The following is a 14,317-nucleotide window of genomic DNA, read 5'->3' on the forward strand; positions in this document are numbered from 1 at the left end:
GCAGTGGCCCACCATACAGCAGAAGCCTTGGGCAGTACGGTTAAATGCGAGGCGACAGCTTCTACGATCCCCCCCCCCAGAAAGTGGCGGGCTGAAACAATCGATTCATGAACTCAGTTCATGTCATTCGGTCACAACGAGCCGAGATCCCGTTCCATTTCTCCAATAGGCTGGTTCGAAACCTTAACGGAGTCGAATCATGCCCTCCTCTTCCGTCGCCGGCGCCTCGTTCCTGGCCAATAGCGGCTCACGATCAACTTCTCAGGTCCCGATCATGGCAGTCGTCGACGCTATGAGTGCGGCGACCCTTGTCCGGAGAGCGCCATGAGACTCAGCATTCTTGACCATTCCCCCGTGGACGACGGCCTCACCGCCAGTGATGCGCTATGGGCCACCACGCGCCTGGCGCAAACCGCCCAATCTTTGGGCTACGAACGCTTTTGGGTGGCGGAGCACCATCAATCCAGTGTCCAGGCGGGAAGCAGCCCTGAGCTGCTGATGATGCAAATCGCCGCGCATACAGAGACGATCAGGGTGGGCTCGGGCGGCATCATGCTGCCCAATTACAGCGCGTACAAAGTCGCCGAGACAGCGCGCGTCCTGGAGGCGTTATATCCGGGGCGGATAGACTTGGGGATCGGGCGGGCGCCCGGAGCGGATCAGCGCGTCACCCGCGCCCTCAATGATGAGAAAACGCACCTGATCCCTTTCCCGGCCAAGCTCAAGGACCTCAAGGCCTTGCTGCTCGATAATGCTGATGGCTCAAGCGATCGGCATCATTCGATCTACGTCGCGCCTCGGATTTCAACCCTTCCGGAGTTTCACATACTCGGTGCCAGCGGCAATACCGCTGAACTGGCCGCTCGTGAGGGGCTGGGCTTCACATTTGCGCACTTCATCAACCCGCATTATCAGCAGGGTGTGATGGCCGCCGAGCAGTATCGGACGAGTTTTCGCCCTTCCCGACTCCATGCGGCACCGAGTGTCATCGTTGCCGTGTTTGCAGTCGTGGCGGACACCGTCGATCAGGCCGAGCGGCTGGCAGGCAGTTTTGACGACTGGTTGCTGCGCGCTGAGTCCGCCACCCCTGCCGAGGCATTGATGGCCCCCGAAGCGGTTGAACCGGCGCATTACGGCGTTGAAGCACGGGAGCGCATAGCGCTTAACCGGGCTCGGGTCGTGATTGGCGACGGTCCGCTGGCGATCAAACAACTGCAGCGCATTGCTGCGCAGTATCAGACCGATCAAATGATGGTCATCCCCATGATCCCGGGCGAGGCAAACCGGCAGCGCGCGATTGAACTGCTCGCGCGCGCCAATCAGGCATTCAACCTTCGCGCTCCACAGCGCTCACTTCAGGAGAGTCAACCATGACCTTGTTTGAACCCTACACACTCGGCGCCATAACGCTTGGCAACCGCATCGTCATGGCGCCCATGACCCGTTCGCGCGCGCCTGACGACATGGCGACCGAGCAAATAGCCTTGCACTACACCCAACGCGGCACTGCTGGGTTGATTGTCTCGGAAGGCACGCCGATCTCATGTGAGGGCCAGGGTTATTTATTCAATCCGGGCATCTTCACCGAGGCCCAAATCAAGGGCTGGAAGCTGGTCACCGACTCCGTCCACAGCGTCGGAGGGAAGATGTTTGCCCAGTTGTGGCACGTTGGCCGCGTGTCCCACACCTCGATTCAGATCGATAAGAAAGCGCCGGTCAGCGCGACCAGCAAACAAGCAAAAGGCGCCGTCGCGTTTGCCTACTCGGAGGACGGCGAGCCGGGCTTCGTGCCCACGTCCACGCCACGTCCGCTGACCACCGAAGAGGTGGCACGCGTTGTTGAAGACTTTGCTCAAGCGGCGGAAAACGCTATCGCTGCCGGTTTCGACGGGGTGGAGATTCATGGCGCCAACGGCTATTTGCTGGAGCAATTCCTGAACCCGCTGGTGAATGACCGGACCGATCGCTACTCAGCCGACACGCTGGAAAATCGTCTGCGTTTCGTGTTCGAGGTCGTCGACGCAGCGGTCGCCAGAATTGGCGCTGACCGCGTGGGCGTCCGTATCTCCCCATACGGCCAGTTGTTCGACATGCCCTTGTATCCGCAGATCGACGAAACCTACTCGGCGCTGTGTGCAGGCATGAAGCAGCGCGCCATTGCTTATGTTCATGTGATGGATCAGACCCATTTCTTCATGGCTGAAGACAGCTCGGCTGCACAGGAACAGGCGCTTCGCGACTTGCTCGCGCATTGCAAGACAGAGCTGGGGGAGACCGCATTGATTCTCGCCGGGGACATGACCCGCGAACGCGCTGAAGATCTGTTGCAGGCAGGTCTGATCGACCTGGCGGCATTCGGGCAGCCCTTCATCGCCAATCCTGACCTGGTGGCTCGACTGAAAAACGGCTGGTCATTGACCGAGCCGGATCGCGACACCTATTACGGCGGCGATGCAAAAGGCTATGTCGACTACCCGCCCTACACAGGCTGATTGAAAAGTAGCCCCGTGTAGGAGCGCGCTTGCCCGCGAACGCGGTGTGTCTGTCACGAATCAATCGCCTGACACGCCGCCTTCGCCAGCAAGCCGGCTCCCACGGATTCCGGGTGCGCCGAGCATGGCGGGCTTTTCCGAAAACCAGCGCAGGGGCGCGCCTGCCCGCGAAAGCGGTGTGTCTTTAACAATTCAATCGCCGCTACGCCCTCATGGACAGGCGTTCTACTCGAAATCAAAGTGCTCGAGCCTCCCTGACGGCAATTGCAAATAACTGGTTACAACTCAGTCGTACGACGTCCTATGTACTGTGGTCGACTGTGCTCCTTCCTATAAATACAAGAATGGAGAACCCTTATGCCGAGCACTCCCTCCGCTGAAGGACTTGCTGCAACCCCATCCCAAACCCGCGTCGTTAGACTATTCAAGCATCTGGGCCCCGGCATCATCGCCGTGTTGGCCTGGCTGGGCGCGGGTGACTTGATTACCTCTTCCGTCGCTGGCGCGAACTACGGGTACGCCATGATGTGGGTGCTGGCAGTCTCGCTGCTGCTCCGATATCTGATCGTCAACATCATTGCCCGCTTCCAGCTCTGCAATAACCAAGGCATGACCATCCTTCAAGGCTACGCCCAACTGAATCCGTTCTTCGGATGGTTCCTGCTGGTGTATGCCTTGCTCATGGGGCATTTGATGAATGCCTACATGATCAAAGGGGCTGGCGAAGCGTTGGCCATGCTGTTGAAGATGGACTACCCGCTGCTCTGCTCCGTGGCTGTCGTTTTGGCGGTGTGGATGCTGGTAGGCCGCAACATCTATTCGTTGATCGAAGGCGTGATGAAGGCCTTGCTGGCAGTAATGACACTGGCATTCCTGGCCCTGGCGCTGATGTCCGGGCCGGACGTGACAGGCATCATCAAGGGCACCATCGGCTTCAGCATTCCGCCCGATGAAGGCGTCCACGGCGCACTGCTGGTCGCCGTCTCGGTCATCGGCGCGGTCGCAGGCTCTGTTGCCAATTTCGTGCATCCGTATGTGATGCGCCAAAAGGGCTGGGTAGGGCCCGAGCACAAGCGAGTCCAGCGCAACGACCTGCTATTTGCCGTGTTCGTGGGCATTGTCATCAACCTGGCGATCTGGATAGTCGGCGCGGAGATCCTTCGACCCAACGGCATTGAGGTCAACACGCTGGCGGATCTGGGCATGGCGCTGGAAATGTTCTTCGGCTCGATTGGCTGGTACATATTCTTCGTCGGCGTATTCGCCACTCTTTTCGCCAGTATCGCTGGCAAGACCACCGCGTTCCCGATGTTGATCACAGACGCCTTCCAGCAGGTCAAACCCGAGCGCCGCCAGCGTTACGGCAAGGAATTCCACCGCGACCCGATGCACAAGTGGTTCATGTTGTTCATCTTGGTCACCCCTCTCGTCTGGTCGCTGCCGGGCATGCCGGACTTTGTCACACTGACCATCGGCGTCAACGCCCTGAACATCATTGGCTTGCCCGTGATTTCCCTCGGTTTGTTGATCATGTCCAATCAGAAGTCGTTGCTGGACAAGCAATACCGAAACAACCTCTTCGAGAATATCGCCCTGGTATTCGCCACGGGACTTGCACTGTGGGTCGCCTTTCAGTTGGGCGCGGATTTGTTGGCATGACTGATTGCTGAAACTCGGCAGCCTGCCAAGGTGTCAGGAATGGCAGGCTGCTCCGTTGCTCGGGTCCCGTAACTCCCGACTCCTTAACCTGCCGCGATACAGTTTTCATCCTTGGTACTGGTAGGATTGGCTGGCTGCAACCCTTTCCGACACCGAGACACCCCATGAATCCAGAACTCACAGAAGAAGAGATGCGCCGTGCGCTTTTCGGCGACACCGACGTCTCTACTGTGGCCGCGCCTGCCGTTGTAAAAGAACCTGTTCCGGAAGTCCTGATCGAGCCTCCTGCAAAGCCTGTCGCTAAAAAGAAAGTAGCGAAAGCCTTCACGCCCAGGCTCAGAGTCACCCTTCGAGTGGGGAATATCTTCGAAGGGGAAACCCAGGAGATCTTTCACGAAGCCGACACGCTGAGCACCCTCCTGGCAGAGCAAGACGCCACAAAGCTCGCGAGGAAAAAGTTCAGGTATGTCGAAGTGGTTTCCGTTAAACCCATGTAAAACCGTCATGCCAAATTCGCAATTTGCCGTCGCGCTCACCGTGCTGGTCATGACTTGCATGTTCGCCAGTGATTGGCGCGCAGCGCGGTGACGATAACCGTGCCTTGATGGCAGGTTCGCTGAGACGGCTGGACAATCAGAACGCCGTCACGCCCCCGTCCACCGCCAGTGAATGCCCGGTGGTGAACGCCGCTCCGTCGCTGCACAGGTAGAGCACGGCGGCGGCGATTTCTTCGACTTTGCCGATCCGCCCGACCGGGTGCATGGTCGCGGCAAATTCCGCTTTGCGCGGGTCGGCTTCGTGGGCGCGGCGGAACATGTCGGTGTCGATCACCGCCGGGCACACGGCGTTGACCCGGATGTGTTTCTTGGCGTACTCGATGGCGGCCGACTTGGTCAGGCCGATCACCGCGTGCTTGGACGCGCTGTAGATGCTCATCTTCGGCGCCGCGCCCAGCCCGGCCACCGATGCCGTGTTGACGATCGCCCCGCCACCCTGGGCCAGCATCAGCGGCAACTGGTATTTCATGCACAGCCAGACGCCCTTGACGTTGACGCCCATGATCGCGTCGAACTCGGCTTCGCTGCCTTCGGCGAGGCGGCCCTTTTCGATTTCGATGCCGGCGTTGTTGAACGCGTAATCGACACGGCCGTAAGCGTCCACGGCCTGGGCCATCATCTGCTGCACCTGAGCGTCCTTGGTCACGTCACACGGCAGAAACAGCGCTTCACCGCCCGCCTGACGAATCAATTCGGCCGTGCCCTCGCCGCCCTGGCTGTCCAGATCGACCACCAGCACTTTCAGGCCATGCTCGCCGAACGCCATCGCAGTCGCTCTGCCAATGCCCGCAGCGGCGCCGGTGACCAACGCGACCTGGCCGGAAAACGTCATGCTCATGGGATCGTCCTTTTTTGTACTTATTAATGGAAGGCTCGGCAAACGCCGGTGATGGGCCGCAGCTTAGCGGTCACGACACACTCAGCGTCAGCACTATCAGGAGGCCGGTTGCCGGGCCATTGGTGGCGATGATGATCGATGACAAGCCCCATCATCAGCATGGATCGGCGGGCATTCGTTGCAGTGGCAATCCTTGCTGTTCGGACCGTTCAGGTCTATCACTGCCGCTTCGCCGATAATCGAGAGTCTGCCATGACCGCCTTGAACAACCGCCAATTCCTCCTCGCGCGCCGCCCGGTGGGTGCTGCCAGCCGTGAAGATTTCACCTTCCAGACGGTGCCCGTTGCCGAGCTCGCTCCAGGACAAATAATGGTGAAAAGCGAATACCTGTCGCTGGACCCAGCCATGCGCGGATGGATGAACGAAGGCAAGTCCTACATGGCACCCGTCGAGATTGGCGCGGTCATGCGCGCGTTGGGTGCGGGCAAGGTCATCGAGTCGCAACACCCGAAATTCGCCGTGGGCGATTACGTTCAGGGCGTGCTTGGGGTGCAGGATTATTTCGTCGGCGAGCCCAAGGGCTTTAACAAGGTCGACCCCAAACTCGTGCCGTTGCCGGTGTACCTGGCGGCGCTGGGCATGACCGGCATGTCGGCCTACTTCGCCCTGCTCGAAGTCGGGCAGCCCAAAGCCGGTGAGACTGTGGTGATTTCCGGCGCGGCCGGTGCGGTGGGCAGCATTGCCGGGCAGATCGCCAAAATCAAAGGCTGCCGGGTCATCGGCATCGCCGGCGGCAAGGAAAAATGCCAGACCCTGATCGATGAATTCGGTTTCGACGGCGCCATCGATTACAAGAACGAGGACATTCATGCGGCGCTGAAACGCGAATGCCCCAAAGGCGTGGACGTCTATTTCGACAACGTCGGCGGCGACATCCTCGATGCGGTCCTGACCCGCCTGGCGTTGAAGGCGCGGGTGGTGATCTGCGGCGCCATCAGCCAATACAACAACAAGGAAGCCGTCAAAGGCCCGGCCAATTACCTGTCTCTGCTGGTCAACAGGGCGCGCATGGAGGGTTTCGTGGTCATGGACCATGCGGAACACTTCGCCAAGGCCGGAATGGAAATGGCCGGCTGGCTGGCTCAGGGCAAGCTGAAAAGCAAAGAGCACATCGTTGAAGGCCTGGAGACCTTCCCCGAAACCCTGCAGATGCTGTTCAAGGGCGAGAACAGCGGTAAGTTGATCTTGAAGGTGTGAGCTGAATGTGTGGGCTCAACCTGTGAACCGTCGCTGATAATCCGCTGAACAACTCACGGATAACGATGCCGAAACCACCAGAGGGCGCACTCTGGTGTAAGCTCGTGCGCTGTTGATCCGACCCATCGAGAGGCTTATGCGGGCTCCTTTCCGACGTTCTACCCTTGCAGCGCTGCGCGGTTTTGAATCCTCCGGCACGGCGATTACGATTCTGCCGAGTGCCGCCGATTACCGGCAGACGCTGCTGGCGAAGATTGCCGCCGCCACCCGGCGGATTTACATCGTCGCCCTGTATTTGCAGCAGGATGAAGCCGGCCAGGAAGTGCTCGATGCGCTGTACGCCGGCAAGGCTGCGCGGCCGGAGCTGGACGTTGTGGTGCTGGTCGACTGGTTCCGCGCCCAACGGGGCCTGATTGGCGCCGGCAAGCAGGCCGGCAACTCGGCGTGGTATCAGGCGCAGAACCTGGAACACGATCAGGAAGTGCCGGTGTACGGCGTGCCGGTGCAGACCCGCGAGCTGTTCGGCGTGTTGCACCTCAAGGGCTGCGTCATCGACGACTGCGTGATTTACAGCGGCGCCAGCATCAACAACGTCTATCTGCACAAGCTCGGTAAATACCGGCTCGATCGCTATCACCTGATCGACAGCAAGGGGCTGGCCGACTCCTTCCAGCGCCTGGTGCAGAAGGACATTCTGCCGTCCGACGCCGTCCATCGCCTCGACCTGCCCTCGCCGCCCAGCTCGCGCAGCCTGCGCGGGGAGATTCGTCAGTTCCGCCAGCACCTAAAGCGCGCCAGCTACGACGTCAACGATGGCGTGCGTGACAACGGCGAGATGCGCGTCATTCCGCTGCTGGGCATCGGCAACAAGAACCCGCTGAGCAAAACCCTCTGCGATCTGATTGCCGCTACCGATGAGCAACTGACGCTGTGCACGCCGTACTTCAACATGCCGCTGGTGGTGAAGCGCGAGATCAATCGCGCGCTGAAGCGGGGCGTGAAAGTCGACATCATCATCGGCGACAAGACCGCCAACGACTTTTTCATTTCGCCGGAGGAGCCATTCAAGGTGATCTCGGCGCTGCCGTATCTGTACGAGATCAGCCTGCGGCGCTTCATGCAGAAGCATCAGACGGCGATCGCCAAGCATCAGCTGAACATCCATCTGTGGAAAGACGGCGACAACACCTATCACCTCAAGGGCCTGTGGTCGGACGACCGCTACACCCTGCTGACCGGCAACAACCTGAACCCGCGGGCCTTTCAGCTGGACTTGGAAAACGCCGTGCTGATCGATGACCCCAAGGGCGAATGGCTCAAGCCCCGCGCCGAGGAAATCGCGCTGCTGATGCGTAATACCCATCGGGTTGGCAAGTTCGACGAACTCGATACTCTGAGCGAATACCCGGTTGGCGTGCGCACCTTTCTGCGCCGGGTCAGCCGGGTCCGCGTCGAGCGCCTGCTCTACCGGATTCTCTGACGACCATGGGCAAAAGCACTGGCGTTCGTGCGCAACAGGCGGATCAGACCCGCGCGCGCATTCTTCAGGCGGCGATCACGGTGTTCACCCGCGATGGCTATTCCGGCGGGCGCATCGAGAAGATCTCAGCCGAGGCCGAGTCCAACGACCGGATGATTTATTACTACTTCGGCAGCAAGGAGAAGCTGTTCGTCAAAGTGCTTGAGCACACCTACGAACAGTTCAACCGCGCCGAAAGCCTGCTGCCCCTGGACCCGTCGACACCGGTGCAGACGTTGCGCCAACTGGTGGCGTTCGTCTGGGACTACTACGTCAGCCACCCGGAATTCGTCGCCATCCTCAGCATCGAAAACCTGCACAAGGGCAAGCACGCCCGCCAGTCCGGTGAGCTTCGACGCCTGTCAGGCGAAGCCGTTGGCGTGCTCAGGCCGATCATCGATGCCGGTCAGGCCCAGGGGTTGTTTCGGCAGGACCTCGACATCAAGCACGTGTATTTGATGATCGCGTCGCTGTGCTACTTCTATAACTCCAACCTGCACACCCTCAGCTCGTTCCTGGGTCAGGACATGGCCGCTGAGGGAGAGCGCACGGATTGGTTGGGGTTTATTCAGGACCTGGTGATGCGTGGGGTCATGGTGTTGCCGGAGTAGCCTGATCGATGAAGCATTTGTAGGAGCGCGCTTGCCCGCGAAGGCGGTGTTCGGCGTACGGGTAATCTGTGGGAGCCGGCTTGCTGGCGACTGCGGTGGGTCAGGCGCATGGATGTCGGCGCTGATATTTTTCGCGGGCAAGCGCGCTCCTACAGTTGATCTCGGCAACATCCGGAATCTTTGGCGTACACGCATTCTGTAGGAGCGCGCTTGCCCGCGAAGGCGGTGGGTCAGCGATGATGATGTTGCCCCGTACGACGAGTTCGCCAGCAAGCCGGCTCCTACAGTCGATCTGCGCAATACCTGATGGCCGAGGCGTACGCAAAATCGATCTTGGGAGCACCTCAAATCTCCGGCGGACGCATGATCCGTAGGAGCCGGCTTGCTGGCGAATGCGGTGGGTCAGGCGGCTGGATGTCGGCGCTGATATTTTTCGCGGGCAAGCGCGCTCCTACAGTTGATCTCGGCAACATCCGGAATCTTTGGCGTACACGCATTCTGTAGGAGCGCGCTTGCCCGCGAAGGCGGTGGGTCAGCGATGACGATGTTGACCCGTACGACGGGTTCGCCAGCAAGCGCGCTCCTACAGTTGATCTGGGCGGCATCTGAAATTTTCAGCGAGCACCGACAGCGTTTATGACGTTAATGGGTTCCGGGATTGGCTTTTAGATGCGCCACTTTCTCTGGCAACCCCGTCCACTGCGGTTCATTCGGCGCAAAGCGGCTGCGCAGGTACGCGGCGAGGTCGCTGATCTGGGTATTGGACAGGCTGTCCTTGAAGCCCGGCATGTAACCCAGATCCGCCGTCGCCGGTTTGTCGATGCCCTGCTGAATCACTTTGATCAAGTTGTCCGGCAGCGCGCTGTGGACGTTGGTGTTGGTCGCCAGCGACGGGCTAACGCCAAACAGCTTCGGCCCCAGACCGTCGGCATGACAACCCTGGCAGGAGCCTTCGAACACTCGCTGACCATTGCTCAATGACTGGGGCGAAACGGTGGGCTGAGATGTGGAAGCCGTGGCCGTCTCAGGACGAATCCCAGCGCTGCCAGACGCAGGCCCATTCAACGCCGCCAGATACACCGCAATCGCCCGCACGTCACTCTTCGGCAGTTTTGCCAGTTCCGTGACCACCGGCCCCATTGGTCCGGCGGCGACGCCGTGGGCATCGGAATACCCGCTGCTCAGGTAATTGAACAACTGATCCTCGGTCCACGGCGTCGGTGCCTTCGACAGGCTGTTGAGCGCCGGAGCTTCCCACCCGTCCACTGTGCCGCCCGCAAGAAACGACGTGCCGCCCTTCTCCGCCCCCAACAGATCCCGGGGTGAATGGCAGGCGGCGCAATGCCCCAACCCATTGACCAGATACTGGCCGCGATTCCATTGCGCGCTTTGTTGCGGCTGCGTCTGCACCTCGCCTTTGCGCAGGTACAGCGCGTTCCAGCCGGCCATCAGCGGCCGCACATTGAACGGAAAGCGCATGTCATTGGCCGGCTGAACCTGCTTCACCGGTGTCTGTGACATCAGGTACGCGTACAGCGCCTGCATGTCGGCGTCCTCAATATTTCTGAAGGCCGTGTAGGGAAACGCCGGGTACAAGTGTTTGCCATCGCGACTGATGCCGTCACGCATCGCCCGCTCGAACGCCGGATACGACCAGTTACCAATGCCAGTGTCAGGGTCCGGGGTGATGTTGCTGCTATATAAAGTGCCAAACGGCGTCTGCATCGCCAGCCCGCCGGCATTGCTGGCGCCATTCGGGGCGGTGTGGCAGACCGCGCAGTCGCCCACGGCAGCCAGCAAACGTCCGCGTTCCAGGGTCGCCGATGACCAGGTGCCCGCTGCGGGCGGCGTGATCGGCGCGATTTCCGCACGCCAGGGCAACGCCGTCGCAGCCATGCCCAACACCGCCCCCAAAGCTGCAAACAACGAACCGAACAGCCACTTCGAGCGCCTGGCTTTCGGGGATTGCGGCGGTTGGCTGTTGGATTCCACGCCCGCGCTGTTCAGCGCGGCAAGGATGCGCTCGGCGGTGATCGGCAGCTCGCGAAAGCGAATCCCGGTCGCGTCGTACACGGCGTTGGCAATGGCCGCCGCGCTCGGTACCGACGCTGACTCCCCTGCGCCCATGGGCGGCTCGGCCTGGCGGGGCATCATCAGAACGTCGACCTTCGGCACTTCCGGGAACGTCAGAATCGGATAGCCGCCCCACTCCTTGCTCGCCACCGTGGACTCCTCGAACGTCACCCGCTCCTTGAGCACGCGGCTGGTGGACTGGATGACGTTGCCGTGAATCTGATGCTGCACGCCGGCGGGGTTGACCATCATGCCGGCGTCGTGGCCTATCACCACGCGGGTCACCGACACATCGCCGGTGTGCTTGTCGATCGCCACGTCCGCGACCCACGCCGCCCACGCCGCGCCGAAGCCGGGAAACTTGCTGTGGATGTAGCGCGCGTAGGCAAAGCCTCGCCCGCGCAATACCCCGTCTTCTTCGGGGATCTGCATCGGTTGGGTGCGCGGCGTCCAGTCAGCTCGCGCAGCAGTCGCGCGCACCAGTTCAGCAGCGCGTTCGTCGTGCAGATAACGAAGCCGGTATTCGATCGGATCGACGCCAGCGGCGAACGCCAACTCGTCGATGTAGGACTCGTGAGCAAACGTATTGGGAAGCGCCGACACACCGCGCATCCACGACGCCCGCACGATCGGCGCCATGTCGTGAATGGTGACGCGCATGTGTTCGATGTCGTAGGGCGGGATCGAGGTGCGATCGCCCATTTCGAACATCGTCGCCACCGGTTCCACGCGCCCGGTCAGCAGCAAGGCCAGGGTCGGCGAGTTGTTCGACGGATAGCGCGTACTGAAGTCATAACCGGCGATACCGCCATCGGCGTTCAGCCCGCCATCCACTTCCATCAATTGGGCGGTGCCTTTTGGCTCCCACGCATGTTCCTGCTCGCGGGTCAGTTGCACGCGCACCGGGCGGCCCACGGCGCGAGACAGCAACACCGCGTCGGCGCAGACGTCGTCAGCGCAATTGCGCCCGTAACAGCCGGCCGCTTCCATGCGGATGATGTCGATGCGCTCTTCAGGGTATTCCAGCAGCCAGGCCAGATCGGCGCGCAGCATGTGGGGATTCTGCGTGCCGGACCAGACCCGAATGCCATCTTCGCTGTAGTCCGCCAGCCCGCACGAAGGTCCGATAGAGCCGTGAATCTGGTAGGGCCACAGATAGGTTCGCGGCATCCGCTCGCTGGCCTGGGCCAACGCTTCTTCGACATTGCCCTGATCCAGCACCACCCGCTGAATGCTCGGGTTGTCGCGAATCGCCTGCTCGATGTCGCTCATGTCCGGCAAACCGTGCTGCCACGGCTTCCACGTGACTTTAAGCTCGCGCGCAGCCTTGGCCGCCTGCTCTTCGCGCATCGCGACGATGCCGACGAAATCGCGAATCACCACCACGCGGACGATGCCGGGAATGTGCGCAATGGAGGATTCATCCACGTCCAGCAGGCTGGTGCCGACGAAGTCTCCGGTGTCGTAACCGGCGTAGGGCGGACGTACGACGCGGCCGTGAAGCATGTCCGGCAAACGCATGTCGTGCACGTAGGTCAATTCGCCGGTGGCCTTGCCCGGAATGTCCACGCGGGCGGCGCCCTGCCCTACCAGTTTGTAGTCCTCCAGCCGCTTGAGTGGTGCGTTACCGGAGATGCGCAGTTCGACGCGCTGATTCACCAGCAGTTGGCCAAATGTCAGTTCGCGACCGTCCTGCGCCTTTATCACCCCGCTTTCGATGACCAGTGACTCCACGCTGACCGCCCAGCGCTGCCCGGCCTGCTGCAGCAGATAACGCCGCGCCTCGGCCGCCGCGTTGCGCAGCGGAATGGCGGAAATCTGCAAGGTGGCGCTGGCGATGGTCGCGCCCTGATTCGGCGCACGCTCGGTGTCGCCCAGAATCATCGTCACCTGATCCATCTGCAGGTCCAGCTCTTCGGCGACGATCTGCGTCAGCGAGGTGCGAATGCCGGTGCCCAGGTCGACGTGGCCATTGAAGGCATAGACGCGGCTGTCCTGATCGATGGCGATGAACAGCCCCAGCTCCATGGGCCGAACCGTGGGCGTGCCGCCTTTGGCGACCGGACCGGAAGGCGGCAGGATGTCGTCGACGATCAACAGCACGCCATTTTGGGCGAGCAATTCGTCGCGCGTGGGCAAGGTCTGAGTCATTGGACAGGATCCGTGCTGGGCTGACGACGCGCGGCACGCATGACCGCACTCAGGATTTCCAGGTGCGTGCCGCAGCGGCACAGGTTGGCCGACAGTTCGTTGCGGACCTGCGTTTCAGTGGGGTGCGGGTTGCGGTCGAGCAAGGCTTTGGCGGTCATGATCATGCCGTTCATGCAGTAGCCGCATTGCGCGGCCTGTTCGTCGATGAAGGCCTGTTGCACCGGATGCGGGCGATTACGCGAACCGATGCCTTCCAGCGTGGTGATCTCACGCCCTTGTGCGCCCGCCAGGGGAAACACGCAGGAACGTGCGGCGACGCCATCGATGATCACCGTGCAGGCGCCGCACTCACCCAGGCCGCAGCCGTATTTGGGGCCATTGAGGTGCAGGTCGTTGCGCAGGATCAGTAACAGCGGCGTGTCAGGCATTGCCGTGACGCTCGTGGCCTGACCGTTGACGTTCAACGTCACGGTCTTCTCCGCCGCCCGCTGCTGCTGCTCGCTTGTGTCAGCCTTCATGTGTTACCCGCTGTAGCTCGCATTTGATGAAGTGATTACTTCATGAAACGAGAGCAGGAAGCATGCCAGCGGACAAAAGGCTGTAGGACGTTGGAGTTTTGGTGATGGATATGAGGTTTGACGAGAGCCTCAGGCGCCGTTAGTCATCGCCCTCGTCGATCAGTTTGCGCAGCAGAAACAGCACAGCCACGCGTTCGGCGGGGTTGAGTTTGCTCAGGGTCAGCTCACTGATCTGCGCGGCCCGGGGCACGGTTTCCTGCACCAGTTGCAGGCCGCTGTCGGTCAGGCTGCAGATGACTTTGCGTCGATCCTGCGGGTCCGGCTCAAGGCTGATCAGGTCCCGGGCTTTCAGGCGATCGACGATGCCGCGAATGGTCGCCTGATCCACGGCGGTGGCCTTGACCAGCTCGGTTTGGGAGCTGGGGCCGTGATCCCGCAATGCGCACAGGGTCACGAACTGCACCGCCGTGAGCTGCGAATCGCCGACATTCTGCTGGAAGATCGCCAGATGCCGCTGGTAGGCCTTGCGCAGCAGATGGCCCACTTGCTCGGAGAAGGTGTAGGACGCACTCATGTTGGAATTGTCAGTGGACACGGATGGCTCGTTCGGCAGGATCTGGAAAGTGGTGGCTACAGTAACGT

General features: G+C 61.0%; 11 protein-coding genes. 7 read left to right on the forward strand and 4 right to left on the reverse strand.

Annotation, left to right across the window (positions count from 1 at the left end):
- Positions 1-324 precede the first annotated feature (324 nt).
- The 4 genes from EC919_RS23580 (at position 325) to EC919_RS23595 (ending at position 4,648) form a co-directional block, all read left to right on the forward strand.
- Complete coding sequence (locus tag EC919_RS23580; protein WP_133776715.1) at positions 325-1,374, forward strand: MsnO8 family LLM class oxidoreductase; 1,050 nt, start codon at positions 325-327, stop codon at positions 1,372-1,374.
- The gene (locus EC919_RS23585; RefSeq protein WP_133776716.1) at positions 1,371-2,492 is read left to right on the forward strand and encodes an alkene reductase; all 1,122 of its coding nucleotides are present in this window, start codon (positions 1,371-1,373) and stop codon (positions 2,490-2,492) included. Before EC919_RS23580 ends, EC919_RS23585 begins: the two co-directional genes overlap by 4 nt.
- A gap of 357 nt (positions 2,493-2,849) precedes the next feature.
- Positions 2,850-4,151 carry an Nramp family divalent metal transporter gene (locus tag EC919_RS23590; RefSeq protein WP_133776717.1) on the forward strand — a complete coding sequence of 434 codons (1,302 nt, stop codon included), beginning with the start codon at positions 2,850-2,852 and terminating at the stop codon, positions 4,149-4,151.
- Between the two features lie 164 nt (positions 4,152-4,315).
- Entirely contained in the window at positions 4,316-4,648 is a 333-nt protein-coding gene (locus EC919_RS23595; protein WP_133776718.1) for a hypothetical protein, read from the forward strand.
- 136 nt (positions 4,649-4,784) lie between these two features.
- Here the strand turns inward: EC919_RS23595 and EC919_RS23600 are convergent, their stop codons facing one another.
- A complete protein-coding gene (locus EC919_RS23600; protein ID WP_133776719.1) occupies positions 4,785-5,546 on the reverse strand; it encodes an SDR family oxidoreductase in 762 nt (253 codons plus the stop codon).
- A 252-nt stretch (positions 5,547-5,798) separates the two neighbouring features.
- On the opposite strand from EC919_RS23600, the gene EC919_RS23605 reads away from it, so the two are divergent.
- From EC919_RS23605 to EC919_RS23615, 3 genes are all read left to right on the forward strand, one after another.
- Complete coding sequence (locus EC919_RS23605; RefSeq protein WP_133776759.1) at positions 5,799-6,803, forward strand: NADP-dependent oxidoreductase; 1,005 nt, start codon at positions 5,799-5,801, stop codon at positions 6,801-6,803.
- 136 nt (positions 6,804-6,939) lie between these two features.
- Complete coding sequence (gene pssA, locus EC919_RS23610) at positions 6,940-8,283, forward strand: CDP-diacylglycerol--serine O-phosphatidyltransferase (RefSeq protein WP_133776720.1); 1,344 nt, start codon at positions 6,940-6,942, stop codon at positions 8,281-8,283.
- A 5-nt stretch (positions 8,284-8,288) separates the two neighbouring features.
- Positions 8,289-8,933 (forward strand): TetR/AcrR family transcriptional regulator, encoded by a 645-nt coding sequence (locus EC919_RS23615; protein ID WP_133776721.1) that lies wholly within the window; start codon positions 8,289-8,291, stop codon positions 8,931-8,933.
- 642 nt (positions 8,934-9,575) lie between these two features.
- On the opposite strand, the gene EC919_RS23620 is transcribed toward EC919_RS23615, so the two are convergent.
- The 3 genes from EC919_RS23620 to EC919_RS23630 form a co-directional block, all read right to left on the reverse strand.
- A complete protein-coding gene (locus EC919_RS23620; protein ID WP_133776722.1) occupies positions 9,576-13,157 on the reverse strand; it encodes a molybdopterin cofactor-binding domain-containing protein in 3,582 nt (1,193 codons plus the stop codon).
- Positions 13,154-13,675, reverse strand: coding sequence for a (2Fe-2S)-binding protein (locus tag EC919_RS23625; protein ID WP_133776723.1), 522 nt, complete (start codon positions 13,673-13,675; stop codon positions 13,154-13,156). The genes EC919_RS23620 and EC919_RS23625 overlap by 4 nt, the downstream gene beginning before the upstream one ends.
- Before the next feature lie 139 nt (positions 13,676-13,814).
- Positions 13,815-14,249 carry a MarR family winged helix-turn-helix transcriptional regulator gene (locus EC919_RS23630; RefSeq protein ID WP_108119803.1) on the reverse strand — a complete coding sequence of 145 codons (435 nt, stop codon included), beginning with the start codon at positions 14,247-14,249 and terminating at the stop codon, positions 13,815-13,817.
- Between the last annotated feature and the right edge of the window lie 68 nt (positions 14,250-14,317).

The organism is Pseudomonas graminis, assembly GCF_004364335.1.
Lineage (GTDB): Bacteria > Pseudomonadota > Gammaproteobacteria > Pseudomonadales > Pseudomonadaceae > Aquipseudomonas > Aquipseudomonas graminis_D.

Bases quoted from the DNA above. Each gene is read 5' to 3' on its own strand.
- EC919_RS23580 (WP_133776715.1), top strand. From the start codon at position 325: ATGAGACTCAGCATTCTTGACCATTCCCCCGTGGACGACGGCCTCACC.
- EC919_RS23585 (WP_133776716.1), top strand. From the start codon at position 1,371: ATGACCTTGTTTGAACCCTACACACTCGGCGCCATAACGCTTGGCAAC.
- EC919_RS23590 (WP_133776717.1), top strand. From the start codon at position 2,850: ATGCCGAGCACTCCCTCCGCTGAAGGACTTGCTGCAACCCCATCCCAA.
- EC919_RS23595 (WP_133776718.1), top strand. From the start codon at position 4,316: ATGAATCCAGAACTCACAGAAGAAGAGATGCGCCGTGCGCTTTTCGGC.
- EC919_RS23600 (WP_133776719.1), bottom strand. From the start codon at position 5,546: ATGAGCATGACGTTTTCCGGCCAGGTCGCGTTGGTCACCGGCGCCGCT.
- EC919_RS23605 (WP_133776759.1), top strand. From the start codon at position 5,799: ATGACCGCCTTGAACAACCGCCAATTCCTCCTCGCGCGCCGCCCGGTG.
- pssA (WP_133776720.1), top strand. From the start codon at position 6,940: ATGCGGGCTCCTTTCCGACGTTCTACCCTTGCAGCGCTGCGCGGTTTT.
- EC919_RS23615 (WP_133776721.1), top strand. From the start codon at position 8,289: ATGGGCAAAAGCACTGGCGTTCGTGCGCAACAGGCGGATCAGACCCGC.
- EC919_RS23620 (WP_133776722.1), bottom strand. From the start codon at position 13,157: ATGACTCAGACCTTGCCCACGCGCGACGAATTGCTCGCCCAAAATGGC.
- EC919_RS23625 (WP_133776723.1), bottom strand. From the start codon at position 13,675: ATGAAGGCTGACACAAGCGAGCAGCAGCAGCGGGCGGCGGAGAAGACC.
- EC919_RS23630 (WP_108119803.1), bottom strand. From the start codon at position 14,249: ATGAGTGCGTCCTACACCTTCTCCGAGCAAGTGGGCCATCTGCTGCGC.